We start from the raw sequence: 22,319 nt of genomic DNA on the forward strand, positions 1-22,319 counted from the left end.
GGGCACTATGAAATACAAGTTCATCAAGTTCGGCCCGGAGGGTTTCCCGCTCTTCTATTATGACGAGTTGCCCTATCCGCCGACCGAAGACGGAATCCGGAACCCTGATATTCCTTTAGATGCGGTTCCCGTTACCGACGAACAATGGGCAGATGCACAGCGTATTGCGTTGTGGCAATCTCCAGACGGCACGCTTACAACCCCGCCGCCACCGGAGCCGGTGGAAAGCCCGTCAGTTGTCGTCATTCCATCGGTAAGCCTCTGGGAGCGCCTGACTGAAGCCGAGGCGGAGCAAGTAAATGCTGTAATGGCAACACAGCCGTTCCGCACCCGACAGATTTTCCTGACAGCAAACACCTTCCGATCCGATCATGAACTGTGGCCTCTTCTCGTTCAGATGGCGACCGAATTGTTTGGAGAGGATAGAGCGGCGGAGCTTCTCGCAGTATAATAAATGATATCGGTTACTCGACACACTCGCCGCCCACTGAGGCGGCTTTTCTTGGCGAAGGATAAGGCCCCAGTAAGGTTTCACTGAACTGGGGCCGAGCACTTTGGGAAATCAAGCTGAAAGCAATGATAGGTGCCCAGTCGACGTTTATCTCGCATATTGTAAACAGTCTGTTTCGGGATGAAAGAAAACCCCCGGCGCCGTGTCGCGATCACCGGGGCTGCACCGAACATCCAGTCACGTCAGAAGGTTGGTCGGCACTCCTATCGATGTAGTACTGCTGTAGATAAAATGAAGCCCCGGCACGTCTCCCAACACGCCGGGGCTACGCGCCTCCACGTGCGGCGAACACGATGGGCACGCTGATGAAGTATATCATAGACGCAGCGACTATAGCGTCCATCCATACACAGCGAGGGCTACACCTCCGACGGCACCAATAACCGACCATCCAATCATGCTGATTCCCATGAAGCTGTGATACGTTTCGGAAGAGATCTTGTTGAAAGCTGCGGCCACAAAAAGGTTGGCAGCGGCACCGAGGATTAGACCGATACCGTTGGCGACGTAAGCGGCGGGATGAAGTGCCATGCTCTGCATGAAATATGGCCGCAGTAGGAAAGTTGCTCCAAGCATTCCTGCAATCAGCACAAAAACCGATACCATTCCGAAGCCGGACCATCTTACTAGCATTTGGTGAACTACCTTTGTCTTGGGGAGAGGTCAGGCGGTAATGGCCCTTGCTCGTTCGTCGGACAACCCATCGACGACAAAATCCTCAAGAAAAACCCCGGAATGAGTGGGGGTCTATGTTCATTGTTTTCGTCTGGTGTCCCAGAAAAGCATTGATATGACCCAGAGCAGCGCAACGAGAATTGTGCCTTCAATTAGAAAATACCAGTGCATGACACCACCTCACATCGGAATTCTACCGCCGCTCGAGGCTTTGCTCATCATCCATGGCATTGCCGCTTCCGGCTGTTCAAGCAGATTGCGCTTTCTCGCGAAGCCTTCGAATGCGTTACGCGCTACGTGAACCGGCTTAAGCCCATTCTGTGCATCGCAGCAGGTTTTCCACGTAACCTCAAATATGACGTCGCGTTGTTCGTCGGGCCATTCATAAAGAAAATCAATAGCATCTTCGATGCTTGCAATCTCTTGGATTAAGTATTCGCCGTCCTTCACAAAAATTGGACTGTCAAACAAACGGTCGCTCATCGAAACCTCCATTTGATCGAACGAAGTGTGTTGGAATGACGGCTTCGATTTAGTGATCGCGTCGGCGGTTTCAAGAGCCTCTTATCGTTAAATTTCAGGACATCCCCATGAACAAAACAACGTTCTTCGCGTATGCGAGGCGCGCGCCTTTTGGCGGGCGCTTGAGCCAGGCTCAGATCGACGCCGCCTTCGCGTATCCGATATCGAAAACTCGACACACCGCACCGCCTTCGAGGCGGTTTCTTGTGCCTGAAAGGGAAATTCAATGAAAACCAGTGCAGCAGGGCGGAAGCTCATCGAACAGCGCGAAGGCGTTGAATTGACGGCCTACAAGGATAGCGCCGGGATTTGGACTATCGGCGTGGGCCACACATCCGCAGCTGGAGCGCCAAAGGTGGTAGCCGGAATGAAGATCACGGCGGCGCAGGCCTCAGAAATTCTATCTCGTGATTTGGCAACCTTTGAGGCGGCGGTGTCGTCGGCGGTTAAGGTTCCGCTCAATCAGAATGAATTCGATGCTCTAGTTAGCTTTGCGTTCAATGTCGGTGCTGGAGCTTTCAAGGGCTCGACCTTGCTGAAGCGCCTCAATGCGGGTGCCAGGCAGGCCGCAGCCGATCAGTTCCTTGTGTGGAACAAGATCACCGTCAACGGAAAAAAACAGGTCCTCAAGGGGCTGACAATCCGCCGTGAGGCAGAGCGCAAGCAGTTTCTGACACCAGTATCCGCAGCGAAGCCCGAAGTCGGAATTCCGGCCACGCAAATCTCAACCGGTTTCTGGGCCGATCTATTCCAGGCAATTCTCGCGATTTTTGGAAAGGGCAAATGATGGATATCGCCCTGTTTATTCCGATCATTCGGCAAATCCTTCAGGTTGTCGGCGGCATGCTGATTGCACGCGGCTGGCTGGATGACGGCGCAGCCGATGCCCTTACAGGTGTCATCGTGAATGGCATCGTGTTCGTCTGGTGGCTGTACGACCGCCACCGGATCAACAAGAAGGCTCGCCTTCTGCGGTACAAGGTAGGAGAAACCGACCATGCTTGAAGCAATTCTTGGCCTTATCGCCGCTTCGAATGGATGGGTGGCTTATATCGGGCTTGCCATTGCCGGTGCGTTCGGCCTGTATCTGAAGGGCCGGGCAGACGGCAAGGGCGCTGAAAAGACGCGGCAGAAAGATGAAAGCTCTGCCGCTCGATCAGTTGCGGACGAAATTGACGCAGCAGTGGCGGGCCGCGATCCGCAGCAGAACCGCGAAAGGCTGTCGAGATGGTCAAGGTGATTGCACTGACCGCTCTCTGCGCTCTCTCGGCATGCGCCAGCCCGCAAGGCTCATTCTGTCTGGTATCGGCCCCTATGCGCCCTTCGCCTGCCGCTCTGGCTGCGATGACAGATCGGGAGGTATCAGCGATGCTATCTCACAATGAAAAAGGTGCAAAGCTTTGCGGGTGGAAGGCATGACCGAATTCGAAGGTGGCGAGGAACACTGGCGATGAGTGAAGACTTCAAATGGCTAATGGGTACAGCCGTCACGCTAATTGTCTTTTTCAGTGGTGCGCTGATTGCGTCATTTCGATCGCTGGCAAAGTCTCAGAAGGACGGTGACGATCAGCTACATGACCGGGTGAACCGGGTCAGAGACGAGTACGTTCGCCGCGTCGATCTTGACGATCACGTCAAACAGCTGCGCGACGGAATGAAAGAAATGCGGGATGAAACTCGTGAGGGCCTGAAAGAAACGAACAAGCGCCTTGATCAGGTGCTGGCTGTCCTGGCGCAAGATAAAAAGGTGTGACCTAAAAAGAACCCCGCAGCGGATCGCGCGGGGCCGGAAGTCATGTCTCATCGGCACCCAAAATTTTATTCAGGGAATCGGATTTGTAAAGCCCCGATGTTTAACGCTCATTCAGTCGGTACCAGCCTCGCATTACGCGGATGTAGGTAGGTTTGTGCGCCCGGTTGAACTTAACTGCGTTCTTCCGCAGATGATCAGCGATTTCTGTGGCATCCAAATTTGGCAAAGCGCGTTGAACTGTCTTGGCGCTGAACGGCTCGCGCAATTTGAGGTGCCGGATTGCCCGCTCGATTTCGGAGCTTTTCATAATCCCCTATCCGTCAGCAACCTGCAGCAATAAAAGCCCCGACGCTTTCGGCAGGCGTCGGGGCCGCGCTTGGCAAATGAGGTGCATGTCCTCGCCCGCGCTCTATCCGCTGAGCTTCGTACGGACCCAGCGAATAACTGAAAAATGCCCTGCCGAGGGACGAGCTAGGCAGGGCTGCGCCAGCGATGGTTCTGGTGCCAGTAGATTTGAACTGGCGCGAAGTTATCGTTCTTGCATCATTAAAACTCTGGGGAGGGGGAATGGTTCCGCGGCGGGAGCTCCAGACCATTCTTCGGGAATAGTTCTCTTATCACCCGTGTGTACGCCATTAACCATGCTATTCATTAAATCATAGCCAAGCGTTTCTGCGACGGCGCTTATTGGTTAGCAGGGTCTAATTAAAAGTTGTTAAGAAGGTGTTTGGCTTCGCCTGGGCGTGGTCGGTGCCTTGCGCTTAGGCTTGGGTAACAAGCCTTCCCTTTGTGCCTTCTTTTTCGCATCCTTACGTGCACGTCGAATAGCCTCTCCCTTTTCGCGGGTGCGCTTTTCGGATGGCTTTTCGTATGCTCGGCGCTCTCGAAGTTCACGGAAAATGCCTTCTCGCTGCATCTTCTTTTTGAGCACGCGCAGCGCTTGATCAATATTATTATCTCTTACAAGTACCTGCATTAAATTCCTAACTATGGCTTTGGTGGTCGGTTATGTTCTAATCGCGCAGCTCGCAGCCGCTCTGTTTTGGCGTCTATAGCTGCTTTTTCTGTCTCGAGAATAGCTTTTGCGGCGTTGTCCGTTATCGCGTTTTTCGCTTCCGTACGTGACAACGTTTTTTTGAAAAGGGTATCTTTAGTTAGTTCGGTCGATTTTGCTTCAAGCATTTTCCTTGTCCTCGTTCTGGAAAGGTCACACTTTCCGTGAAGGATTGAATGGGTGGGGGCAAGCCTCCATATGATCGCCGTAACATCGGCTTCGCCGACATGATTGGAATTGCTGATATCTATCCTATCAATGCGAGAACACCGTTTGGATGTTTTAACCTCTGTTTACGGGCAAAAAACAAAAAAGGCCGGGAAAACCCGACCTTTTAATCGCCTCAACGATCAGTGCCAGTACATCCGTGGTCATGGATCGAAGGCAATGTCTGAACACTAAAACTAAAGTGCTTGCAGATTATCTGCGGCTTTCTTGCCAGAACGGCGATCAGCTACGAGTTCGAAGCTAACCCGTTGACCTTCGTTGAGCGTATGCAATCCTGCGCGTTCAACTGCGGAAATGTGAACAAAAACATCTGGAGATCCGTCTTCGGGTTGGATAAATCCAAAGCCTTTGCCGCCATTAAAGAATTTTACTGTTCCGTTGGTCATATTGAATATCCTTCAAATCGAACGGTTAAATACTAACGAAAATTAATTCGCTGCGAGTTTTACGATTTGAAAGAAAAAGAGGGGCTTTAAATCTTAGCCACGTCGTTCGATAACAAAGTCGATGGACATCATTTAGCGTTAATCAACGCTTTTTACAAGAGTAGCGCTCTTGTTTTATTAAAAATTGATTCTGCGGCTTAAAAAAAGAACCCCGCAGCGAAAACTGCGCGGGGTAATGGGGAGGTATCATGAACCTGACCAAAATTCTAATCACGCGAGATAAAAAGTAGAGCCCCGACGCTTTCGACCGGCGTCGGGGTCGCGCTCGACAAATGAGGTGCGCGACCTTGCCGTGCGCTCTATCCGCTGAGCTTCGTACGACCCAGCGAATAACTGAAAAATGCCCTGCCGAGGGACGAGCTAGGCAGGGCTGCGCGCGATGGTTCTGGTGACAGTAGAGGTGAACTGGCGCGAAGTTATCGTTCTTGCATCATTAAAACTCTGGGGAGGGGGAATGGTTCCGCTGTGAGCGCCACGCTATTCCTCCGGATCAGTTCCCGTTTCTCCCATCTGGACGCCTTTTGCCATACTAGCGATAGCCCGTGCTATTTCGATGCGATCCCATCCGGCCTCTTGTGCGTCTTCTATCAGGCTGAACAGGCCGTCGGCCAGAGCTTCCTGACAGTCCATAAACCGTTCCGGGTAGCCCTCGTCTTTCTTCGGCCCTTTCATTCTATCCTCCCTAAAATAAACTCGGCTGCTCTTCCTTATTGTCATTGCTTGGCGTGAGGTCGATCAGATCGGCGTCGGGCAGGGGCTTTTGCATTTCCTTGGCTTCATCCCATGGAGCGCGTAGCCAGGTGTCGATTTCCTCCGTGGTGCGGAGAATGACCGGCATTGCCTTCGGATGAACCGGCTTCACGACAGCGTTTGGCTCAGTGGTGAGGAATGCAAAGATATCGACCTCGACCGGGCCTTCCTTCTTCTTCCGCACGCCTTTCCAGCTTGTCCAGATACCTGCGAAGGCAAACAGCGGCTTTTCCTCATTCAGCGCGAACCAGTGCAGCGGCTTACGCTTGGTCTTCGGGTCGGGTTCCTGCCCGTATTCGGAGAACGATGTGGCCGGCACAGCGCAACGGCTTTCGACGCCTTGCCACCGCCACCAGTGAGGCGAGGTGAGGTTGCGGATATTCGTTACTCCGCTATCCGCTTCGCCCTTCACATATATCGGGGGCGTAGACATGCCCCAGCGGAGCATTGCGAGCTCCGGCTCATCACCTTTGATGTTTCGCAAAACAGGGGCCGGATAGTCGGGAAAGATATCTATCTGCGGATCGACACGGTTCGTAAGGTCCGAGAATTTCTTGAACAGGCGGCGCATGGCCTCATGTGTCGTGGTGATATTGTATAGATTGCACATGCGCTCCTCCTCGTTACGAAAAGAATAGCGCGGTTATTGTTGGCGTCTAGCTGGTTGCTTTCACTCTGACTGTAGTGCGAAGCTGCGCGGGTTAGGTTGTATCGCATCTCAAATAGTCGGGCTGATCAATTTAGGATTTTGCAATGCGAATTGTTGATATCAGAGAAAGGTCGATTGATCTCAGTCGTTTCGCGGATTTGAGCATTCATCAGTCGCTGCTAACGACGAGTATTGTGGCTGTCGTGACTGATGTTTTACGTAACGGCATCCCGATCGTCGGATATGGCTTCGGTTCTGTCGGTCGGTTCGCCCAGTCAGGATTGATCAGAGAACGGTTCGCTCCTCGCTTACTTGCAGCCGACATTGATCAATTATCGAATTCCGCAAACGATAATATCGATCCGTTTCGCGCTTGGAAGCTAATGATGTCTGATGAAAAGGCAGGCGGCCATGGTGAACGCTGCGTTGCGGTCGGAGCCCTAGACATGGCAATCTGGGATGCCGCAGCAAAAATCGAAGACGCCCCACTATTCAGCTTTCTCGCCGAAACCTTGGGCAATAATTCAGAGCCCGGGACTCAAATTAACTGTTACGCTGCCGGCGGATATCCTTACCCCATCGAAGACCATTCTTCGTTGCGCACTGAAATTCGATTGATTGTTGATCGAGGCTTTACGCATGCGAAAATCAAGATCGGTAAAGGGGAAATATCGGAAGACTTACAGCGGATCGATATAGCTGCAAAAGAATTGCCAAATGGCTATTCTAGTTTGGCTGTGGACGCAATGAACGCCTACAGCCATGAAAGTGCGATACAGGCCGCAACCGCGCTCTCGGTAAAAGAACTGTGGTGGTTCGAAGATATCTGCGATCCGTTGGATTTCGATACTCAATCTGACATTGCCGAAATTTACGCGCCGCCTCTTGCTGCCGGCGAAGCGTTATTTTCTCTCTCTGAGGCCAAGCTGTTGGCGCGTCACGGTGGTTTAAGATCCGATCACGACGTCTTGGTATTTGATCCTGTTCACTGTTACGGGTTGCCTGTCTACCTCAAAATTGTTGACCATTACGTCAAACAGGGATGGTCGAAAAAGTCATTCTGGCCACATGGCGGCCATCAATTTTGTCAGCACGTAGTGGCTGCGCTAGGCCTTGGAGGCGCGGAGGTGAACCTCACTAGCTTTCAGCCGCTTTGTGGGCTTGCGGACGATACTGTTGTGGTGGATGGAAGGATTAGTATGTCTGACCGCCCTGGCATTGGTTTTGAGCATCGCAACGCAGTGCGCCAATTGTTTCATAGCTTGCTGGAAACGGGGTAAGTACTCATCCGTGGCGGTGGCCTTGGCAACCGAAAGTGCCATCCTTATCTGCGCCGTCCAGTCACGTCGAAATACGACATTTGCCGTATAGCGCTTCACTTGATTCTGCCGTCGTGTGTTTGCAGATCGTGCACTTCGCCTGCACGGTCCCATTTGTGTTTCAGGCGAATTGCTGGTGAGGCCAGCAGTGGAGGACATATGAAGACCTTAGCAATAGTGGCCGTTGGCGCATTCATGGTGTCGGGAACGGCATTCGCGTCCGCGCCTGCTGTATCGACTTCTAAGCAGACCATCAAGCAAGCCCCAGCATCCGGCCCAGTGGTGGCAACTGGCTCGGGCAAACAGAATCGCGTTGGTTTGCCAGGGACGGGTAAGAGCTTTCGTTTTTAAGTTGGATGGTTTGCCCCGTTTAGGTGGGGCAAACGCCTATTTCTTTCTGCCAGCCAGTGCGTTGTCGTTTTTGTAAGCAGTCATTATCCCCTCGGCATTTTCGTAATTCCAAACTGCGCATAGCCTTTTGTCGTGCAGACCTTGCAGCGCATGCGCCTGTGTAGGTCCACAAACCAAGTATGCGTTCCGTATTTGCGTAGAAGCATCTCTCTATCAACCGATCCGATGTGCCCGCACTGGCAACAGAACCCGTAAAGCTCGTACCATTTGAACAGGTCCATGATCCTTGTCGATACCGGCATTTCGGTCAGGTAAGGTGGACGATGTTTCATCGGTCAAAGTACGTCTCCCACGGCTTGGATTTCTTGTCCGTTGGGTCGTAGGGTACGCCGCCATATAGCTGGATGAACTCCTGCTGGCCTTCTTCAGTCCGGAACATTGCTACACTGAACAACGTGATATTGTGCCGAGCGATGCTCCATAGTCGATAACCGCCAAGCCGCTCACGATCATCCAGCATTTGAACGAGATTCGTTCGGTGCCATTCAGTCAAGAAAAGCACGACCTGAAACGGATATTGCTTATTGACGAGCGTCTTTGGCGGTTCGCCGCGCGATCTCCCGCTCATTTCACGAACACCGTAGGCTTCCAACCGCGTGCAAAGCCCATCGACATAGCCAGACTGGCGTATTCGATCTCTTTGACGAGAAAATCCCGATCTTTCAGAAGTGCCTCAATTGCGGCCCGCGCATCGCCCTTGTGGTAGGCGAGAACCATTTCAATTTCGTCGTCGTATTCATTTTCCTGCGCAACCGAATTCATTGTTCTGCTCCAGCGAAGCAGACACACACGCCACCTAACGTGTCCGGATTTCATCAGCGCCGCTCGCCGATGTTCCTAAAATGTTCTCATCCTGAAAAAGAGTCAATCGAGATTTTGCGATCGTGGAAATTGCCTTAGGGAGTGTCTTCACTGCAGACATGGAGCGTGATATGAGCGACGGCAACTGCGTTCTGTCAAATTAACTTCGGTATTCTATAGTTTGTCAAACGCTTCCGTCCGGTCTGATTCTTTGACACCGGTCGCTAAGCGAAAAGGTACGAAAAAGGATAAACCAATGCCAACGGCCGTATCTTTATTTAGTGGTTGCGGGGGGTCCGACATAGGCTTGAGTGCCGCCGGCTTCGATGTTCTTTTTGCTAATGATATTTTGCGTTATGCAGCAGATGTGTATCGTACCAATATGCCTGATACGGAATTCAAGTTGGGCGACATTCAGCAGATTACCAACTTTCCTAAAGCAGACCTCTTGGTTGGCTGCTACCCGTGCCAAGGGTTCAGTCAAGGCGGTGTGCGCAAAGCCGATCGTAAAATCAACTATTTGTATCGTGAGTTTGATCGCGCATTAAGGCAAATTAAGCCGAAAGCATTCATTGTGGAAAACGTTTCCGGAATGCAGCGAGCTGATTTCAGACACTTGTTAAATAATCAAATTACTCGGTTTCGTTTGGCTGGATATCGAGTGAATGCTCAAATACTTGATGCGCGAGAGTATGGAGTTCCGCAGGAACGTAAACGACTATTCATTGTAGGTATTCGATCAGATCAGGGTATTCATTATCAGTTTCCTGATCCGACACACAGTGAAAGCGATCCAAAGCTTAAACCTTTCACCACATTACGTGAGGCAATTGGCGATTTGCCTGACTGGCCCAAAGGACAATTCAACGAAGAAAACTTTCATTGGTATTATCTCTCAAGAAATAGATATCGCGGATGGGAAGAATGCAGCCGTACTATCGTAGCAAAGGGACGGCACGTTGGGCTGCACCCCATTAGTCCAAAACTGCTGAGGATTCATACCGACAAATGGATTTTTGAAACCGACAACCCAGCACGACGGCTGTCATTCTTGGAGTGCGCAAGAATTCAGGGATTTCCCAAAGATATGGTATTTCCCGATACTGCGAACTTGAACGAAAAGTACAAAGTCGTTGGTAATGCTGTTCCTCCCCCTTTGTTTGGAGCTGTAGCTCGGGCTTTGCCAAATATTTGGTGAAATCCGCTTATACAAGTTCTAAGCGGGCTTCGAGGAAACGGTGAAGAACGTTGGGCTGTTCAAAAGTATTAATGTCTTCTTCATCTACGTGGTTAAGTATTCTTAGTCTGTCCATGACAATTATCGCCGTCACATCCGCCTTGACCGCCCAGCTTCCCCGGTTATCTCGAAAAGAAAGGGGAATGAAAATCATCTCCATCCACGGGTAACTAGGTCTTAAATGATTACCTAATCGTTGATGCGTGATTTCAGATTGTTTTTTCACCCACTGCGAGCGCGAACAAGCGCATTGGGCCAAGGCACTTGGTATGTGCGACCCTTCATGCTTATCTAGTTGAAGCCAAGCTACGAGATCAACGCCGCCATCTCCGCTATCGTTCTTTCGAAAATCTTCCTTGGTTAAAGACGCACTGCCGCCGAGATCTTTACTAAGCGCGTTGAGACGCTGCCATTTTTCACCTTTATACTCGGTCTCGTTTTTGCCAAATGCTCTCACGACCGCATTTGTGGGCCAAAGCTTCCGAATTGCAGCGAGCGAAAGTTTCTCGAACGCATCAGTGAGTGGTTTAGTTGCACCACGTTCGAGAAATGGCAAATTGGCACACAGCAATAAGAACACATACAGGTTCTGTGAGTCAGACGTTTGAGGTACCCCGCTGAGAACTCTCCCGTGCTCTATGAGAGTGAAGGGATAACGTTCTCCAAAAGCCAATGTCCTCCATCTAAGTTGTTCAAATGTGTCTTCTAGCTGATCATCTGAAATGACTTTGTCTGGATTATTGTCTCTCACATAATCAGCAAGGCTGTCGCGGCTGCACATTCGATCTGGAGTTAAGAGGCAAAGAATCTCGGTGAAATCCGCCAACGTGTGTATATCGCCGTCGCGAGGGAAATCAAAAGTCAGCATCATTACCCTCGGTTAAGAGTGTCCTCATCGAAGATACAAGGAAAGACGCGGCTTTTTGCACACGTTGGGCGTGCTCCACGTCAGATGGCGTTAATCCCTCAACAATAGCTAAAGTCTCTTGGACCGTCTGGAGCGATTTATCAGCCGCCATTAAATTGGTGCGAACAGCTTCCAAAGGGCCAGATGTGAGCAGGTCTGCGCGTTCAAGAGGTTCTCCCCGGCGGAGCATCGTAAGTGCAGGCGAACTCCGAACAACGCGTGCAAGCATGGCAAAATTACGAGATTCGCCAAGCGCGGTTGGTCCATGTCTCTTATCGAAAACCCAAGTAAAAAACTCTTCAAAATGTTCTGAATTTAGGTCGTTGGCGCTTACATCGGTGATGCCATTCAGTCCAATAAACTCCTGAATCCCTTCCCAGCCTATACCTGTAGTTAGTAATGAGAAAGGAATATCATCAGGAGTGATCTTCAGTCTATCTAAAATACCTAAGTCTTCCGCGCGCTGTAATAATTTTAAACCAGTAAGAAGTTTGGCAACCGTAGTTGATTTGCTTCCAATTTCTTTCGCTAGAGCTTTATGGGCCGCATCGTGATCATGTTCATCGTGGAGTTTTCTCAATTGCGCCAAGTAACGCGCTTTGGCTAATGAATCCCATTCCTTTATGCCAGTTATATGACGATAGCCAAGATATGATAGAATATCTTCGCGCTTCTCAAATATAAGAACCGGAATCACATCCGGCTTGAATTTAGCTGTATTTCTGACCTGTTGTATAAGGTTTTCTTGTACAGGTATCGGTGTCGTGTCCTGTAAGAGTTTTAGAGCGCCGAGCCGTCTATTGCCTTCAACGATGACGAGGCGTCCGTCTCCTCCTAAAGGAGCAGCCATGAGAGGCTCGCCGGCGAAGTAATCTTTCTCGCCAATCGACATCATGAGCTCAACCAAATTGCATTCCAAGACGAAAAATCTCAGAATTTCAGAATCGGGCTGCCCTTTTAGTCGATCAGGTAGCCGCGGGTTTTCTGGATCAAATTCCAGATGAGACAAGTTTACGTATTGAAGCTCGGGCTTGTTCATCTAATTCGTCTCACGCATTGATCTCTTTTCTGTCTTATGACGCGTGGCCTCTCTATCTGCAAGGCCAACACTAATATCTCTTTCTAGTAAGAGCCACACACTTCAACATTCGATGAACAGTTCAGAAAAAATGCTTATTCGGTTGATTTTATCGGTGAAGAGCAGTCAGTCGTGTTTTAGGCCACAAAATAGTGCACATATGAGTGCACATATGAGTGCGCAAAAATACGATAGTGTCCAGAAAAGCGGTATTCTGGAATAGTTGATATGGTGAATGGTTCCAACCGACCGTACCATTGTCTCTCATATATTCGTTGCGAGTTTAAATCAGCGATAAAACGCTGGTTCGTAGATCTGAGAAAAATTCATAAAAACAACAGTTTGACGCGAATTGCAGGAATGCGATAGCGCGCTCGATGCTTTAATTGGAACCAATAGCCTACCCTGCCATTAGGTCTGTAGCGGCAAATCTTATGCCGCTGAAACCAACAGGAGGATTTGATCCATGAAACAGGTCAACCCGACTGAGGCAAGGCAGGGGCGCGAAGGCAAGCCCGTTCTCATCGTGCTGCTGGTCAGTATCGCGGCGGCACTGGTCGTGTGGGTGCTGGTCGAAATCTACGGAACCGTTATTTCTCCCGATGAGAATACGCCCAATGGCGAGAACTCCCTGCCACCCGCCACGACGGAATCGGTCCCACCGGCGTCGGCGAAATGATCGTTTGCTTGCGAGTGCGCGTCGTTGGTACATTCGTCTATAGCGGAACCAAACCCAATGGTGCCCGTTGTGAAGCATGGAACAATTCTGGGCTGAATTTACGCATGAGAATGTAATCAGTTTGCCGGTGGTTCTGGCGCGGATGCTGCTGGCAACACTGCTCGGTTCCATTATCGGTCTGGAGCGGGAATGGCGTCGGCGACCGGCCGGGTTGAAAACCCATATGCTCGTCTGTCTCGCCTCCGCTACCTTCACGATTGTTTCGCTGGAACTGGTCAATGTGCCGGTATTCAACGATCAGAATATCCGGATGGACCCTTCGCGGCTCGTTGAAGCAATCACCAGCGGCGTCGCCTTTCTGGCGGCGGGCTTCATCATCTTCGCACGCGGAAAAATAACCGGCATCACGACCGGCGCCGGCATGTGGCTTGCGGCCTCAGTGGGGCTCGCCAGTGGTCTGGGCCTCTGGCATATCGCAATCATGGCGACGTTGATTGCCGTCACGGTTCTGGTCGTGGTGGGCAGGATGGAAAACTCGGTTGGCCCGGACAACAGCAAAGTCGAGGACAAAACCTCCTGAGCTGTTACCGAGCCAACAGTTTGCCGGAGTGACGGATTAAGCGTCGGCGAGCGCTTCGGCGATGCTGTCCTTCAAGGCAAGGCGCTGTTTGCGCAGGTTTGTTTCTTCTTCCTGGCTTACTGGCGCAATCTTCGTTTCAGCGCGGTGGATGCGGTCATTGACGGAATCGTATTCTTCCAGAATGCGGGCAAAATGCGCATCCTTTGCCTTCAATGCGTGAATGGCGTCGAGCTGGCCGGGAAACTCTTCTCCAAGTGTATGGGGGGTGTTCGACATTCTTTAGCTCCTTCCTTTGTTGAAAAGAGCTTCGCAAGCCAGCGAGCCAAAGGCATTGATCGCGATCAAGTTGAGCGGAAAGGAATATGCGGAAACTGCATGGCTGGCATGCAAATGCCGATCTTCTAAGTTGTCAGTGCGATCCCCATCTCATGGGCACGGACCAATGAAGTGTCCGTGATGGAGAGAAAAATGTTTACCCGCTTCCATAATCGTTTCGGTCGTGCATTCGCGCAATTCGGCAGCGCCGTTCGTGCTTCTGCTGCTGTGCGCGCTGGTCAGAAGCCTACTGCCCAGGACCTTGAGACGCTTGGCATCGACGTTGACCAGTTCCGTCGTATTCAGGGTTGAGCAATCAAGTAAGCGTATGTGTATCTGAGTAAAAAAGCCCCGGGTTTCCGGGGCTTTTGTTTTTAGTCTTCGTCCGTTGCCATCTGGCTCAGCAGGGCACCCTTGCCACGCTGGCGCATGATCATCGGCACAACGACTGCTGCAATCGCCAGTGCGATCAGCACGATCGATACCCAGGAATGCACCAGAGCCATCGGGTTGCCCTGACTGATCTGCAATGCCTGACGCAGGCTCTTTTCTGCCATTGGCCCGAGGATCAGGCCAACAACAACCGGCGCGATGGGATATGAGAAGCGCCGCAGCACGTAGCCCAGCACACCGAATGCCAGTAGCAGGCCGAGCTCGAATGAAACCGGCAGGCCGAACAGCATCGAGGTGGAGGCATTCGCACCGATTGTTCCAAGCGTTGCGAAAACCAGAATGCCTGCATAGAGCCAGTGGCGCGGGATGGTGAGCATCTTCACCCACAGGCCGATCAGCGGCAGGTTGAGAACCAGCAGCATCAGATTGGCCACGAGAAGGCTCGCCACCAGACCCCATACCAGCGTGGCATTGGTCACGAACAGGAGAGGGCCGGGCTGCAGGCCGAACTGCTGGAAACCGGCAAGCATGATTGCTGCCGTTGCCGTGGTTGGCAGGCCGAGCGTCAGAAGCGGCACGAGGGTGCCCGCAGCCGAAGCGTTATTGGCCGCCTCCGGTCCCGCAACGCCTTCGATAGCGCCTTTGCCGAATTCTTCCGGATGTTTCGAGAACTGCCGTTCCGCTGAATAGGAAAGGAAGCTCGACACGTCGGCGCCGCCTGCTGGCATGGCTCCGATTGGAAAGCCGATGGCGGTGCCGCGCAACCACGGCATCCATGAGCGTTTCCAGTCATTCTTGGTCATCCAGACGGAACCCTTGACGGCGATGACTTCATCCTCTGGTCGAAGCTTCTTCGACACGACCGCAAGGGTTTCACCGATGGCGAACAGCGCCACCGCCAATGTGGTGACATTGATCCCGTCGAGCAGGTTCGGCGTTCCCATGACGAGACGTGCCTGACCCGTCAGCTGATCGATGCCGATCAGGCCGAGCGCCAGTCCGATGAACAGGGACGTCAATCCGCGAAGCGTGGAATCGCCAAATGCTGCCGAGACCGTCATGAAGGCCAGAAGCATGAGCGCGAAATATTCGGACGGTCCGAAGGACAGGGCGAATTTCACGACCCATGGTGCGACGAAGGCAAGCGCCAGAGTGGCGAGCAGGCCTGCGATGAACGAGCCGATGGCCGCCGTTGCAAGCGCTGGCCCGCCACGCCCGGCCCGGGCCATCTTGTTGCCCTCCAATGCGGTGACGATGGAGGCGCTTTCTCCCGGTGTATTGAGCAGGATCGATGTGGTCGACCCGCCATACATGCCGCCATAATAAATGCCCGCGAACATGATGAGCGAGCCGGATGGATCCAGCTTGTAGGTAACGGGCAGGAGGAGCGCGACGGTAAGTGCAGGGCCGATACCTGGCAAAACACCGACGGCGGTGCCGAGCGTGACACCGATCAGCGCGTAAAGAAGGTTCGATGGTTCAAGCGCCACCAGAAGTCCGTTGGCGAGAAGTGCGACAGTATCCATGATGGCACTGAGCCTTTAAAGCATTTCCAGCAAAAATGCGAAGCGGTTTTGCGTGGAATAATGCGACAAAACAAGGACTTAGAGCATTTCCAATGTTTCAGTCAAAACTGGGAATGCTCTAAACGAATTGTTCGAGCCAGCCGGACGGCAGCGATAGCTGCAGGCCGCGTGCAAAGATAAACCAGATCACGAAGGCGAAGACGATGCCGACGGGAACGCTGATCCAGAATTTGCGATAGCCGAAGCCACGTGCGGTTGCTGCGAAAAGCAGGCCGGTGGACAAGGAAAAGCCGACAGTCTTCATCGTCAGCATCTGGATGGCCAGACCGCCGATGATCCATGCCATCGGGGCGATCTCCTGATGCTCTCGCTCTGGAAAATCACCGCGAAGCGCCTCGAATACGGTCCAGATGGCAAGGCCGAACAATCCGGCTGCGACGACATAGGGAACGGTTTTCGGGCCGACCGGCGAGTAGCTCGTCACGTCGTTTCCATAGGTTGTCGACCAGGCAATGGCGATGGCGACAGCGGCAAGAACAAGGGCGATGACAAGAGCGGCGAAATCTGGCGCCGCCCCTTCCGGGCGGCGCTTTTCCTGCGGTTCTGTTCCTGTCATTTGACGAGGCCGATTTCCTTGAGGATGGTTTCAGTCGCAGCGACGTCCTTGGCAAGCTGCTCCTTGAACGCCGGGCCGGCGAGATAAGTATCCGCCCAGCCCTTGTCTTTCAGAGCCTTCTGCCAGGATTCCGACTTCACCATTTTCTCGATATCGGCATTGATGGCAGCTTCCTGCTCGGCAGTGATGCCGGGAGCAGCGGCCACCATGCGCCAGTTCTGGATAGAAACGTCCACGCCGCCTTCCTTGAAGGTCGGTGCGTCAATGCCTTCCACGCGCTCGTCGCTCGAAATGCCGATGATGCGCAGCGTACCGGCCTTGATCTGGGCGTCGAATTCGCCATAGCCGGAAATGCCGACGGTTACCTGATTGCCGAGAATGGCTGCCAGTGCTTCGCCGCCGCCTGAGAAGGCGATGTAATTGACCTTGGTCGGGTCGACGCCTGCTGCCTTGGCAAAGAGGCCAGCGGTGATGTGATCGGTGCCGCCCGCAGAACCGCCGCCCCACGAAACGGAGCCTGGATCAGCCTTCAGCTTCGCGGCAAGGTCGCCAAGGTTCTGGATGTCGGAAGAAGCAGGCACGACGATGGCTTCATATTCACCGGTAAGGCGTGCAATCGGCGTGATGGCGTCGAGCGTGACCGGCGATTTGTTGGTCAGGATAGCGCCGACCATGACATAGCCACCGACGATGAGCTGGCTTGGGTCGCCCTTGTTCTGGTTCACAAACTGGGCAAGGCCGATAGTGCCACCAGCGCCCGGAACGTTGATGACCTGCACGCTGCCGGAAATCTTTTCGTCCTGAAGCGCGCTCTGCATCGTGCGCGCCGTCTGGTCCCAGCCGCCGCCCGGAGCCGCAGGCGCCAGCACCTTGTAGTCTTCTGCGGAAGCAGAGCCTGCCATAGCCAACGCCGCTACCGACGTCAGGGCCAGAATAAATCTACGCATATGTCCTCCCAGATAGAATGTGTGCCGCCTCCCGGCGGACCTCCCCAAAGTCCCGCTCCTCTAGCGGGAGAAAACTACATGGAGATTAGCGAAAACAAATTCAATAGGCCAGCGCATGCGACGATAGTTTGGCCGCAATTTAAATAACGGGCTTTCGAATCGCTTGAAAACCGTGTGTTGGAAATAGCCATCGAGACCTGCTTGACGGCGACATCGGGTCAACGTAATAGTGTAACGACGGTTCCCCGACCGAGAGCGAAGGGGATTAATAGGGAACACGGTGAGGACGACCCGAAAAGGGGCCAAGACCGTGGCTGCCCCCGCAACTGTAAGCGGATTGCCGTTCATCCTCGTGACGTTGAAAGCGTCATGCCACTGTGCCGGAGAAGCGCGGGAAGGCAGATGAACAGCAGATATTCGTGAGCCAGGAGACCTGCCGTCTAGTGTTGTCCATTGTCACGGGCGGGGATGCCCGGAGCAGGAGCCGGTTATGACAGATTTCCGCGTCGCAGGACGCATCCTTCCATCGTCATCACATGATTTCGACATGTCCCCGGATATGCCTGTCCGTCTTCCGTATCGGATTTTTTCCGTCAGCTGACAGGGCGTCTTTTTCTCATCATTTCGGGGACTTTCATGAATATTCTCGGCAAGATGCCGTTTCGCGCCGCCCTCTGTGCGGTTGCATTTCTCGCAGGCGGTTTGGCTGCACAGGCAGCGGAAACGCAATATCCGCTGACGCTGAAAAATTGCGGTCGTGACGTGACCTTCAAGCAGGCACCGAGCCGCGCGGTTGCGGTCGGCCAGAGCAGCGCAGAAATTCTTTACAGCCTTGGTCTCGGCGACAAGGTCGTCGGCACGGCAGTGTGGTTCGGGCCTGTTCTCAAAGGTTTTGAGGAGGTGAATGCCAAGGTAAAGCGGCTCGCCGATAACGATCCGAGTTTCGAAAGCGTTCTGGCGCAGAAGCCGGATATCGTGACGGCGGATTTTCAGTGGCATGTCGGGCCGACCGGCATTGTTGCGAAGCCTGAACAATTCGAGGAACTGGGCATTCCGGCCTATACATCGCCTTCCGATTGTGTTGGCAAGGACAATTCCGGCGGTGGCGACGGTGTTCGTACGGCAGCCTTCAAGATGGATATCGTCTATCAGGAAATCACCGAACTGGCGGAAATCTTCAATGTGCAGGATCGCGGCGAGAAACTCGTCGCCGACCTGAAGGCGCGCGAAGCGGCCGCGCGCGAAAAAATTGGGTCTGCTGGCGGCAAGCTGTCTGCCGTTGTCTGGTTCTCCAGCACGCAGGTCGATGCCGATCCTTACGTCGCAGGCAAGTTCGGCGCGCCCGCCTACATTCTTTCGGCACTCGGCATCAAGAATGTCATCAACAGCGAAGAAGAATGGCCAACGGTTGGATGGGAAACGATTGCAAAATCAGACCCTTCGATGATCGTTGCTGCAAAGCTGGACCGCCGCCGCTATCCGGCTGACGACATCGCCGTCAAGCATCAGTTCCTTGATAGTGATGCGGTCACGAAGCTGATGCCAGCAGTCAAGGACAAACATGTCTTCGACATGGATGCGCAGTCGATGAGCACTTCGCTTCGCGTGATCGAAGGCATCGAAACACTTGCAGCCGATATCGCCGCCTCGGACCTGAACAAGTGACGGCGCGGGCAGCGACAACAGGCTTCAAACAGAAGGGAAGGGCCCGCTCCGGCGTGTTCTTCCTGGCCTTTTCGCTTGTCCTGCTTCTTCTTGCCCTTTGGCTCGGAGCGGCGATAGGCGAAACGGCGATACCACTCGATGTGGTTGCGAAAACCGTAGCCAATCGGGTGTGGAACGCCGGTTATCCGCTCGAACCCATCGATGAAGGGATTGTCTGGAGCTATCGCCTCAGCCGTGCGGTTATCGCTGCATGTTGCGGCGCGTCTCTCGCAATATCCGGCGTTATTCTGCAGTCGCTGCTCCGAAATTCGCTCGCGGATCCGTATATTCTGGGCATTTCCGCCGGCGCCTCGACTGGAGCCGTCGCCGTTGCCATTCTTGGCATCGGCGCTGGCGTGCTGACACTCTCGCTGGGTGCGTTCATTGGCGCTATTGTTGCTTTCTGTCTCGTGTCCCTGCTGGCGCTGCGGGCGGGGCGAGGCAGCAGCGCTATCATTCTGGCGGGTATTGCCGGTTCACAGCTTTTCAACGCGTTGACGTCATTCATCGTCACCAAAGCAGCAAATGCCGAACAGGCGCGCGGTATCATGTTCTGGCTCCTTGGCAACCTTTCCGGCGTGCGCTGGCCCGATGTCACTCTTGCTCTGCCTGCCTGTCTGATCGGTCTTGCCATCTGTCTGTGGCATGCGCGTGCGCTCGATGCCTTCACCTTCGGAACGGAATCCGCAGCTTCTCTCGGCATACCGGTGCGCCGCGTCTACGCGGTGCTGATCGGCGTCAGCGCCATGATGACGGCGGTCATGGTCTCCATCGTCGGCTCTGTGGGCTTTATCGGTCTCGTCATTCCCCATGCGGCGCGAATGGTGGTCGGGGTCAGGCACGGCAGGTTGTTGCCCGCGGCGGCCCTTATTGGAGCAATCTTTATGATCGTCGCCGATATTCTGTCGCGTATCATCATTCCGGGTCAGGTTCTGCCGATCGGGGTCATTACGGCGTTGTTCGGTGCGCCGGCCTTCGCCCTGTTGCTTGGACAAAGGAGGGCGTCGTCATGATCCTCTCAGCATGCAATGTCGGCTGGTCGGCGGGCAGTGTCGAAATCTTGCGCGATGTTTCGCTGGAAGTGGCGGAAGGTGAGTTTCTTGGCATCATAGGGCCGAATGGATCGGGAAAGACCAGCTTTCTGTCTTTGCTTTCCGGTGTTCGCAGATGCCGCGTGGGCGAAGTGAACCTCTGCGGTGCATCCATCGACAGTTTTAGTCGTCGCGAGATTGCGCGCCAACTGGCGCTGGTCGAGCAACAGGCGGGAACAACCGAGCGCATTACGGCGCGTCAGGCGGTCGAACTCGGGCGAACGCCCTATCTTGGGGCCCTGTCGCCATGGTCGGCGGAAGACGATGCAATCGTTGACCAGGCGCTGGTCAATGTCGATATGGTCCATCTGGCTGACCGCTATTGGCATACGCTTTCCGGCGGAGAGCGGCAGCGCCTGCATATAGCGCGCGCCCTGGCGCAGGAGCCGCGGATTTTGCTTCTGGACGAACCGACCAATCATCTCGATATCGGGCACCAGATCGGGTTGCTTGATCTTGTCAGTCGTCAAAAACTGACAGTCGTGGCTGCCTTGCATGACCTGAACCATGCTGCGATGTTCTGCGACCGCATCGCGGTGATGGACAAGGGCAATCTCGTCGCGCTCGGCACACCGCGAGAGGTGTTGCGGGCAGAGCGTATCGCCGAGGTCTTCGGTGTCGATGTCGACGTCGAATATCAGGGCATCAGCGGCTGTCACATCCGCTATCGTGCTCCAGGTCAGCGCCCGTTGGAACTCAGACATTCTGCATGATCGGTCAGGCTGCAAGTCATTGTTTCGGTTGCTGCGGTACTTCTAATAAACGGGAAATAAATAGGATTATAAAATAGGTATTACTAATATTAATATTGATGTTTTCGGATAACATCATGAAAAGTTGTAGCTTTTTCAGAGTTTACTCACAGTAATGTGAGCGGTTTTGTTGACAAACTGTTTCCATCGCGTTGACGGTTGCGCTATACAGCCTCAGCGCATCAGGGCATGCATTCACTTGTAAGGCTGTGGCCTTTCTTGTTGAGTGCAGGCTGAAGGACAGAAGAGATCATTCTTTGATTTGTTCCGTCATTCACGGTTCTGATATGCGGGTCGCCCCGGTTTTGGGCCGGGAAGATCCGTTTTAAATAAAGAAACCTTATTGGCAGGTTCGCATGAATGCGACGTGCGGCGAATGCAGTTTTTTCAATGAATTATTATACTTATAAAGAGCGGCGGCTTTTCGTTTTGGAAAGCCGCCGTTGTTTTATCAAGGATATTGGGCGCCGGTGACTGTGAGATAGACCGCATAAAGCGACTTCGTTGCTGTGATGAACAGCCGATTGCGGCGTGGACCGCCGAAAGTCACATTGGCGACCGTTTGCGGCGTCCTGACCTTGCCGAGAAGCGTCCCTTCCGGCGAAAAGCAGTGCACGCCATCACCAGCACTGGTCCATAGATTACCATCCGTATCGAAACGAAAGCCATCCGGCAGGCCCATGTCGATGGTGCAAAAAACCGTGCCGCCCGTCAGGCGCTTACCGCCATCCACAACGTCGAAGACGCGGATGTGACGGGGCGCATCCTCATTGTGGCTATAGGCGCTGTCGGCGACGTAGAGTTTTGTTTCGTCCGGTGAAAAGGCGAGACCATTCGGCTGGTGGAAGTCAGTTATGACCGCATCGATATTGCCGGTCTTCGGGTCGAGGCGATAGACATTGCGCGACGGCTGTTCCGGCTCAGCCTTATAGCCTTCGTAATCGGCCATGATGCCGTAGGTCGGATCGGTGAACCAGATCGTTCCATCCGAGCGCACGATGACGTCGTTAGGCGCATTGAGCTTCTTGCCCTGATAGCTGTCCGCCAGCACAGTGATGCTGCCATCTGGTTCCGTGCGGGTGACGCGGCGACCGCCATGCTCGCAGGTGACGAGGCGTCCTTCACGATCACGGGTGTTGCCGTTGGAGAAATTGGAGGGCTGGCGGAACACTGAAACGCCGCCATCTGGGACCCAGCGCAGGATGCGCTGGTTCGGAATGTCACTCCACAAAAGGCAGTTCTGGTCACCGAACCACACCGGGCCTTCCGCCCAGCGGCAGCCGCTATAAAGTTCGTCCAGATCGGCGCTCGGCACGATCATCTGCTTGAAGCGTTCGTCGTGGATTTCGTAAATCGAAACAGTCTGAGACAAGGG

General features: G+C 53.5%; 30 protein-coding genes and 1 riboswitch. Of the genes, 13 read left to right on the forward strand and 17 right to left on the reverse strand.

Going from position 1 to position 22,319, the window contains the following annotated elements; translation table 11 throughout:
- Positions 1 to 7 precede the first annotated feature (7 nt).
- A complete protein-coding gene (locus tag AC1RHM_RS11855; RefSeq protein WP_492332555.1) occupies positions 8 to 451 on the forward strand; it encodes a hypothetical protein in 444 nt (147 codons plus the stop codon).
- Between the two features lie 390 nt (positions 452 to 841).
- Here the strand turns inward: AC1RHM_RS11855 and AC1RHM_RS11860 are convergent, their stop codons facing one another.
- Together AC1RHM_RS11860 and AC1RHM_RS11865 are read right to left on the reverse strand one after the other, a co-directional pair.
- Complete coding sequence (locus AC1RHM_RS11860) at positions 842 to 1,117, reverse strand: hypothetical protein (protein ID WP_010661708.1); 276 nt, start codon at positions 1,115 to 1,117, stop codon at positions 842 to 844.
- A 249-nt stretch (positions 1,118 to 1,366) separates the two neighbouring features.
- Positions 1,367 to 1,669 (reverse strand): DUF982 domain-containing protein, encoded by a 303-nt coding sequence (locus tag AC1RHM_RS11865; protein ID WP_194531585.1) that lies wholly within the window; start codon positions 1,667 to 1,669, stop codon positions 1,367 to 1,369.
- Between the two features lie 265 nt (positions 1,670 to 1,934).
- On the opposite strand from AC1RHM_RS11865, the gene AC1RHM_RS11870 reads away from it, so the two are divergent.
- The 4 genes from AC1RHM_RS11870 (at position 1,935) to AC1RHM_RS11885 (ending at position 3,461) form a co-directional block, all read left to right on the forward strand.
- The gene (locus AC1RHM_RS11870) at positions 1,935 to 2,495 is read left to right on the forward strand and encodes a lysozyme (RefSeq protein WP_194531584.1); all 561 of its coding nucleotides are present in this window, start codon (positions 1,935 to 1,937) and stop codon (positions 2,493 to 2,495) included.
- Entirely contained in the window at positions 2,492 to 2,713 is a 222-nt protein-coding gene (locus tag AC1RHM_RS11875) for a Pam3-gp28 family putative phage holin (protein ID WP_236020322.1), read from the forward strand. Before AC1RHM_RS11870 ends, AC1RHM_RS11875 begins: the two co-directional genes overlap by 4 nt.
- Positions 2,706 to 2,948 carry a hypothetical protein gene (locus AC1RHM_RS11880; protein WP_194531583.1) on the forward strand — a complete coding sequence of 81 codons (243 nt, stop codon included), beginning with the start codon at positions 2,706 to 2,708 and terminating at the stop codon, positions 2,946 to 2,948. Before AC1RHM_RS11875 ends, AC1RHM_RS11880 begins: the two co-directional genes overlap by 8 nt.
- 210 nt (positions 2,949 to 3,158) lie before the next feature.
- A complete protein-coding gene (locus AC1RHM_RS11885) occupies positions 3,159 to 3,461 on the forward strand; it encodes a hypothetical protein (RefSeq protein WP_125300276.1) in 303 nt (100 codons plus the stop codon).
- Between the two features lie 715 nt (positions 3,462 to 4,176).
- Here AC1RHM_RS11885 and rpsU read toward each other — a convergent pair.
- The 5 genes from rpsU to AC1RHM_RS11910 form a co-directional block, all read right to left on the reverse strand.
- On the reverse strand, positions 4,177 to 4,437 hold the full coding sequence (gene rpsU / locus AC1RHM_RS11890; RefSeq protein WP_492332556.1) for a 30S ribosomal protein S21: 261 nt from the start codon (positions 4,435 to 4,437) through the stop codon (positions 4,177 to 4,179).
- Between the two features lie 11 nt (positions 4,438 to 4,448).
- The gene (locus tag AC1RHM_RS11895; RefSeq protein ID WP_492332557.1) at positions 4,449 to 4,643 is read right to left on the reverse strand and encodes a hypothetical protein; all 195 of its coding nucleotides are present in this window, start codon (positions 4,641 to 4,643) and stop codon (positions 4,449 to 4,451) included.
- 276 nt (positions 4,644 to 4,919) lie between these two features.
- Positions 4,920 to 5,129, reverse strand: a complete 210-nt coding sequence (locus tag AC1RHM_RS11900; protein WP_122241926.1) for a cold-shock protein — start codon at positions 5,127 to 5,129, stop codon at positions 4,920 to 4,922.
- 537 nt (positions 5,130 to 5,666) lie between these two features.
- The gene (locus tag AC1RHM_RS11905; RefSeq protein WP_151612360.1) at positions 5,667 to 5,861 is read right to left on the reverse strand and encodes a hypothetical protein; all 195 of its coding nucleotides are present in this window, start codon (positions 5,859 to 5,861) and stop codon (positions 5,667 to 5,669) included.
- A 10-nt stretch (positions 5,862 to 5,871) separates the two neighbouring features.
- A complete protein-coding gene (locus tag AC1RHM_RS11910) occupies positions 5,872 to 6,549 on the reverse strand; it encodes an SOS response-associated peptidase (protein WP_492332558.1) in 678 nt (225 codons plus the stop codon).
- 143 nt (positions 6,550 to 6,692) lie between these two features.
- Here AC1RHM_RS11910 and AC1RHM_RS11915 point away from each other — a divergent pair, with 143 nt between their 5' ends.
- Positions 6,693 to 7,868 carry an enolase C-terminal domain-like protein gene (locus AC1RHM_RS11915; protein ID WP_492332559.1) on the forward strand — a complete coding sequence of 392 codons (1,176 nt, stop codon included), beginning with the start codon at positions 6,693 to 6,695 and terminating at the stop codon, positions 7,866 to 7,868.
- Between the two features lie 95 nt (positions 7,869 to 7,963).
- Here AC1RHM_RS11915 and AC1RHM_RS11920 read toward each other — a convergent pair whose 3' ends face one another.
- The 3 genes from AC1RHM_RS11920 to AC1RHM_RS11930 form a co-directional block, all read right to left on the reverse strand.
- A complete protein-coding gene (locus tag AC1RHM_RS11920; RefSeq protein WP_479883750.1) occupies positions 7,964 to 8,161 on the reverse strand; it encodes a hypothetical protein in 198 nt (65 codons plus the stop codon).
- A gap of 425 nt (positions 8,162 to 8,586) precedes the next feature.
- Positions 8,587 to 8,886 (reverse strand): hypothetical protein, encoded by a 300-nt coding sequence (locus tag AC1RHM_RS11925; protein WP_204157923.1) that lies wholly within the window; start codon positions 8,884 to 8,886, stop codon positions 8,587 to 8,589.
- The gene (locus AC1RHM_RS11930; protein ID WP_151614473.1) at positions 8,883 to 9,080 is read right to left on the reverse strand and encodes a hypothetical protein; all 198 of its coding nucleotides are present in this window, start codon (positions 9,078 to 9,080) and stop codon (positions 8,883 to 8,885) included. The genes AC1RHM_RS11925 and AC1RHM_RS11930 overlap by 4 nt, the downstream gene beginning before the upstream one ends.
- A 295-nt stretch (positions 9,081 to 9,375) precedes the next feature.
- Between AC1RHM_RS11930 and AC1RHM_RS11935 the strand changes: the two genes are divergently transcribed.
- Complete coding sequence (locus AC1RHM_RS11935) at positions 9,376 to 10,317, forward strand: DNA cytosine methyltransferase (RefSeq protein ID WP_492332560.1); 942 nt, start codon at positions 9,376 to 9,378, stop codon at positions 10,315 to 10,317.
- A gap of 7 nt (positions 10,318 to 10,324) precedes the next feature.
- Here the strand turns inward: AC1RHM_RS11935 and AC1RHM_RS11940 are convergent, their stop codons facing one another.
- Positions 10,325 to 11,224, reverse strand: a complete 900-nt coding sequence (locus tag AC1RHM_RS11940) for a hypothetical protein (protein ID WP_492332561.1) — start codon at positions 11,222 to 11,224, stop codon at positions 10,325 to 10,327.
- Positions 11,211 to 12,302, reverse strand: coding sequence for a hypothetical protein (locus AC1RHM_RS11945; RefSeq protein WP_492332562.1), 1,092 nt, complete (start codon positions 12,300 to 12,302; stop codon positions 11,211 to 11,213). Before AC1RHM_RS11945 ends, AC1RHM_RS11940 begins: the two co-directional genes overlap by 14 nt.
- A gap of 505 nt (positions 12,303 to 12,807) precedes the next feature.
- Here AC1RHM_RS11945 and AC1RHM_RS11950 point away from each other — a divergent pair.
- Both AC1RHM_RS11950 and AC1RHM_RS11955 read left to right on the forward strand, forming a co-directional pair.
- Positions 12,808 to 13,020, forward strand: a complete 213-nt coding sequence (locus AC1RHM_RS11950) for a hypothetical protein (RefSeq protein WP_010659108.1) — start codon at positions 12,808 to 12,810, stop codon at positions 13,018 to 13,020.
- A gap of 76 nt (positions 13,021 to 13,096) precedes the next feature.
- On the forward strand, positions 13,097 to 13,600 hold the full coding sequence (locus AC1RHM_RS11955) for an MgtC/SapB family protein (protein ID WP_010659107.1): 504 nt from the start codon (positions 13,097 to 13,099) through the stop codon (positions 13,598 to 13,600).
- Positions 13,601 to 13,636: 36 nt separating this feature from the next.
- On the opposite strand, the gene AC1RHM_RS11960 is transcribed toward AC1RHM_RS11955, so the two are convergent.
- Positions 13,637 to 13,876 carry an HP1242/YdcH family protein gene (locus AC1RHM_RS11960; protein ID WP_010659106.1) on the reverse strand — a complete coding sequence of 80 codons (240 nt, stop codon included), beginning with the start codon at positions 13,874 to 13,876 and terminating at the stop codon, positions 13,637 to 13,639.
- 192 nt (positions 13,877 to 14,068) lie between these two features.
- Here AC1RHM_RS11960 and AC1RHM_RS11965 point away from each other — a divergent pair, with 192 nt between their 5' ends.
- Positions 14,069 to 14,227 (forward strand): hypothetical protein, encoded by a 159-nt coding sequence (locus AC1RHM_RS11965; protein WP_010659105.1) that lies wholly within the window; start codon positions 14,069 to 14,071, stop codon positions 14,225 to 14,227.
- Positions 14,228 to 14,289: 62 nt separating this feature from the next.
- On the opposite strand, the gene AC1RHM_RS11970 is transcribed toward AC1RHM_RS11965, so the two are convergent.
- From AC1RHM_RS11970 to AC1RHM_RS11980, 3 genes are all read right to left on the reverse strand, one after another.
- The gene (locus AC1RHM_RS11970; protein WP_010659104.1) at positions 14,290 to 15,834 is read right to left on the reverse strand and encodes a tripartite tricarboxylate transporter permease; all 1,545 of its coding nucleotides are present in this window, start codon (positions 15,832 to 15,834) and stop codon (positions 14,290 to 14,292) included.
- 118 nt (positions 15,835 to 15,952) lie between these two features.
- Entirely contained in the window at positions 15,953 to 16,450 is a 498-nt protein-coding gene (locus AC1RHM_RS11975; protein ID WP_010659103.1) for a tripartite tricarboxylate transporter TctB family protein, read from the reverse strand.
- Positions 16,447 to 17,397 carry a Bug family tripartite tricarboxylate transporter substrate binding protein gene (locus AC1RHM_RS11980; RefSeq protein ID WP_010659102.1) on the reverse strand — a complete coding sequence of 317 codons (951 nt, stop codon included), beginning with the start codon at positions 17,395 to 17,397 and terminating at the stop codon, positions 16,447 to 16,449. Before AC1RHM_RS11980 ends, AC1RHM_RS11975 begins: the two co-directional genes overlap by 4 nt.
- Positions 17,398 to 17,618: 221 nt before the next feature.
- Positions 17,619 to 17,852: riboswitch (cobalamin riboswitch) on the forward strand.
- A gap of 181 nt (positions 17,853 to 18,033) precedes the next feature.
- On the opposite strand from AC1RHM_RS11980, the gene AC1RHM_RS11985 reads away from it, so the two are divergent.
- From AC1RHM_RS11985 to AC1RHM_RS11995, 3 genes are read left to right on the forward strand one after another with little or no spacing between them, the layout of a single operon-like run.
- Entirely contained in the window at positions 18,034 to 19,062 is a 1,029-nt protein-coding gene (locus tag AC1RHM_RS11985) for an ABC transporter substrate-binding protein (RefSeq protein ID WP_010659101.1), read from the forward strand.
- Positions 19,059 to 20,114, forward strand: coding sequence for a FecCD family ABC transporter permease (locus AC1RHM_RS11990; protein ID WP_010659100.1), 1,056 nt, complete (start codon positions 19,059 to 19,061; stop codon positions 20,112 to 20,114). Before AC1RHM_RS11985 ends, AC1RHM_RS11990 begins: the two co-directional genes overlap by 4 nt.
- Positions 20,111 to 20,905 (forward strand): ABC transporter ATP-binding protein, encoded by a 795-nt coding sequence (locus AC1RHM_RS11995; RefSeq protein WP_010659099.1) that lies wholly within the window; start codon positions 20,111 to 20,113, stop codon positions 20,903 to 20,905. The genes AC1RHM_RS11990 and AC1RHM_RS11995 overlap by 4 nt, the downstream gene beginning before the upstream one ends.
- A 490-nt stretch (positions 20,906 to 21,395) precedes the next feature.
- On the opposite strand, the gene AC1RHM_RS12000 is transcribed toward AC1RHM_RS11995, so the two are convergent.
- Positions 21,396 to 22,265, reverse strand: coding sequence for an SMP-30/gluconolactonase/LRE family protein (locus AC1RHM_RS12000; RefSeq protein ID WP_050897432.1), 870 nt, complete (start codon positions 22,263 to 22,265; stop codon positions 21,396 to 21,398).
- Positions 22,266 to 22,319 lie beyond the last annotated feature (54 nt).

The organism is Brucella sp. GW823-FHT04E01 (assembly GCF_058796175.1).

What these genes read in the sequence shown, in the direction of transcription:
- AC1RHM_RS11875 (WP_236020322.1), top strand. Translation starts at nt 2,492, where the DNA reads ATGATGGATATCGCCCTGTTTATTCCGATCATTCGGCAAATCCTTCAG.
- AC1RHM_RS11900 (WP_122241926.1), bottom strand. Translation starts at nt 5,129, where the DNA reads ATGACCAACGGAACAGTAAAATTCTTTAATGGCGGCAAAGGCTTTGGA.
- AC1RHM_RS11860 (WP_010661708.1), bottom strand. Translation starts at nt 1,117, where the DNA reads ATGGTATCGGTTTTTGTGCTGATTGCAGGAATGCTTGGAGCAACTTTC.
- AC1RHM_RS11985 (WP_010659101.1), top strand. Translation starts at nt 18,034, where the DNA reads ATGAATATTCTCGGCAAGATGCCGTTTCGCGCCGCCCTCTGTGCGGTT.
- AC1RHM_RS11895 (WP_492332557.1), bottom strand. Translation starts at nt 4,643, where the DNA reads ATGCTTGAAGCAAAATCGACCGAACTAACTAAAGATACCCTTTTCAAA.
- AC1RHM_RS11930 (WP_151614473.1), bottom strand. Translation starts at nt 9,080, where the DNA reads ATGAATTCGGTTGCGCAGGAAAATGAATACGACGACGAAATTGAAATG.
- AC1RHM_RS11940 (WP_492332561.1), bottom strand. Translation starts at nt 11,224, where the DNA reads ATGCTGACTTTTGATTTCCCTCGCGACGGCGATATACACACGTTGGCG.
- AC1RHM_RS11870 (WP_194531584.1), top strand. Translation starts at nt 1,935, where the DNA reads ATGAAAACCAGTGCAGCAGGGCGGAAGCTCATCGAACAGCGCGAAGGC.
- AC1RHM_RS11935 (WP_492332560.1), top strand. Translation starts at nt 9,376, where the DNA reads ATGCCAACGGCCGTATCTTTATTTAGTGGTTGCGGGGGGTCCGACATA.
- AC1RHM_RS12000 (WP_050897432.1), bottom strand. Translation starts at nt 22,265, where the DNA reads ATGATCGTGCCGAGCGCCGATCTGGACGAACTTTATAGCGGCTGCCGC.
- AC1RHM_RS11970 (WP_010659104.1), bottom strand. Translation starts at nt 15,834, where the DNA reads ATGGATACTGTCGCACTTCTCGCCAACGGACTTCTGGTGGCGCTTGAA.
- AC1RHM_RS11955 (WP_010659107.1), top strand. Translation starts at nt 13,097, where the DNA reads ATGGAACAATTCTGGGCTGAATTTACGCATGAGAATGTAATCAGTTTG.
- rpsU (WP_492332556.1), bottom strand. Translation starts at nt 4,437, where the DNA reads ATGCAGGTACTTGTAAGAGATAATAATATTGATCAAGCGCTGCGCGTG.
- AC1RHM_RS11865 (WP_194531585.1), bottom strand. Translation starts at nt 1,669, where the DNA reads ATGAGCGACCGTTTGTTTGACAGTCCAATTTTTGTGAAGGACGGCGAA.
- AC1RHM_RS11965 (WP_010659105.1), top strand. Translation starts at nt 14,069, where the DNA reads ATGTTTACCCGCTTCCATAATCGTTTCGGTCGTGCATTCGCGCAATTC.
- AC1RHM_RS11960 (WP_010659106.1), bottom strand. Translation starts at nt 13,876, where the DNA reads ATGTCGAACACCCCCCATACACTTGGAGAAGAGTTTCCCGGCCAGCTC.
- AC1RHM_RS11910 (WP_492332558.1), bottom strand. Translation starts at nt 6,549, where the DNA reads ATGTGCAATCTATACAATATCACCACGACACATGAGGCCATGCGCCGC.
- AC1RHM_RS11885 (WP_125300276.1), top strand. Translation starts at nt 3,159, where the DNA reads ATGAGTGAAGACTTCAAATGGCTAATGGGTACAGCCGTCACGCTAATT.
- AC1RHM_RS11880 (WP_194531583.1), top strand. Translation starts at nt 2,706, where the DNA reads ATGCTTGAAGCAATTCTTGGCCTTATCGCCGCTTCGAATGGATGGGTG.
- AC1RHM_RS11950 (WP_010659108.1), top strand. Translation starts at nt 12,808, where the DNA reads ATGAAACAGGTCAACCCGACTGAGGCAAGGCAGGGGCGCGAAGGCAAG.
- AC1RHM_RS11945 (WP_492332562.1), bottom strand. Translation starts at nt 12,302, where the DNA reads ATGAACAAGCCCGAGCTTCAATACGTAAACTTGTCTCATCTGGAATTT.
- AC1RHM_RS11855 (WP_492332555.1), top strand. Translation starts at nt 8, where the DNA reads ATGAAATACAAGTTCATCAAGTTCGGCCCGGAGGGTTTCCCGCTCTTC.
- AC1RHM_RS11905 (WP_151612360.1), bottom strand. Translation starts at nt 5,861, where the DNA reads ATGAAAGGGCCGAAGAAAGACGAGGGCTACCCGGAACGGTTTATGGAC.
- AC1RHM_RS11920 (WP_479883750.1), bottom strand. Translation starts at nt 8,161, where the DNA reads ATGGTCTGCTTAGAAGTCGATACAGCAGGCGCGGACGCGAATGCCGTT.
- AC1RHM_RS11995 (WP_010659099.1), top strand. Translation starts at nt 20,111, where the DNA reads ATGATCCTCTCAGCATGCAATGTCGGCTGGTCGGCGGGCAGTGTCGAA.
- AC1RHM_RS11915 (WP_492332559.1), top strand. Translation starts at nt 6,693, where the DNA reads ATGCGAATTGTTGATATCAGAGAAAGGTCGATTGATCTCAGTCGTTTC.
- AC1RHM_RS11925 (WP_204157923.1), bottom strand. Translation starts at nt 8,886, where the DNA reads ATGAGCGGGAGATCGCGCGGCGAACCGCCAAAGACGCTCGTCAATAAG.
- AC1RHM_RS11975 (WP_010659103.1), bottom strand. Translation starts at nt 16,450, where the DNA reads ATGACAGGAACAGAACCGCAGGAAAAGCGCCGCCCGGAAGGGGCGGCG.
- AC1RHM_RS11980 (WP_010659102.1), bottom strand. Translation starts at nt 17,397, where the DNA reads ATGCGTAGATTTATTCTGGCCCTGACGTCGGTAGCGGCGTTGGCTATG.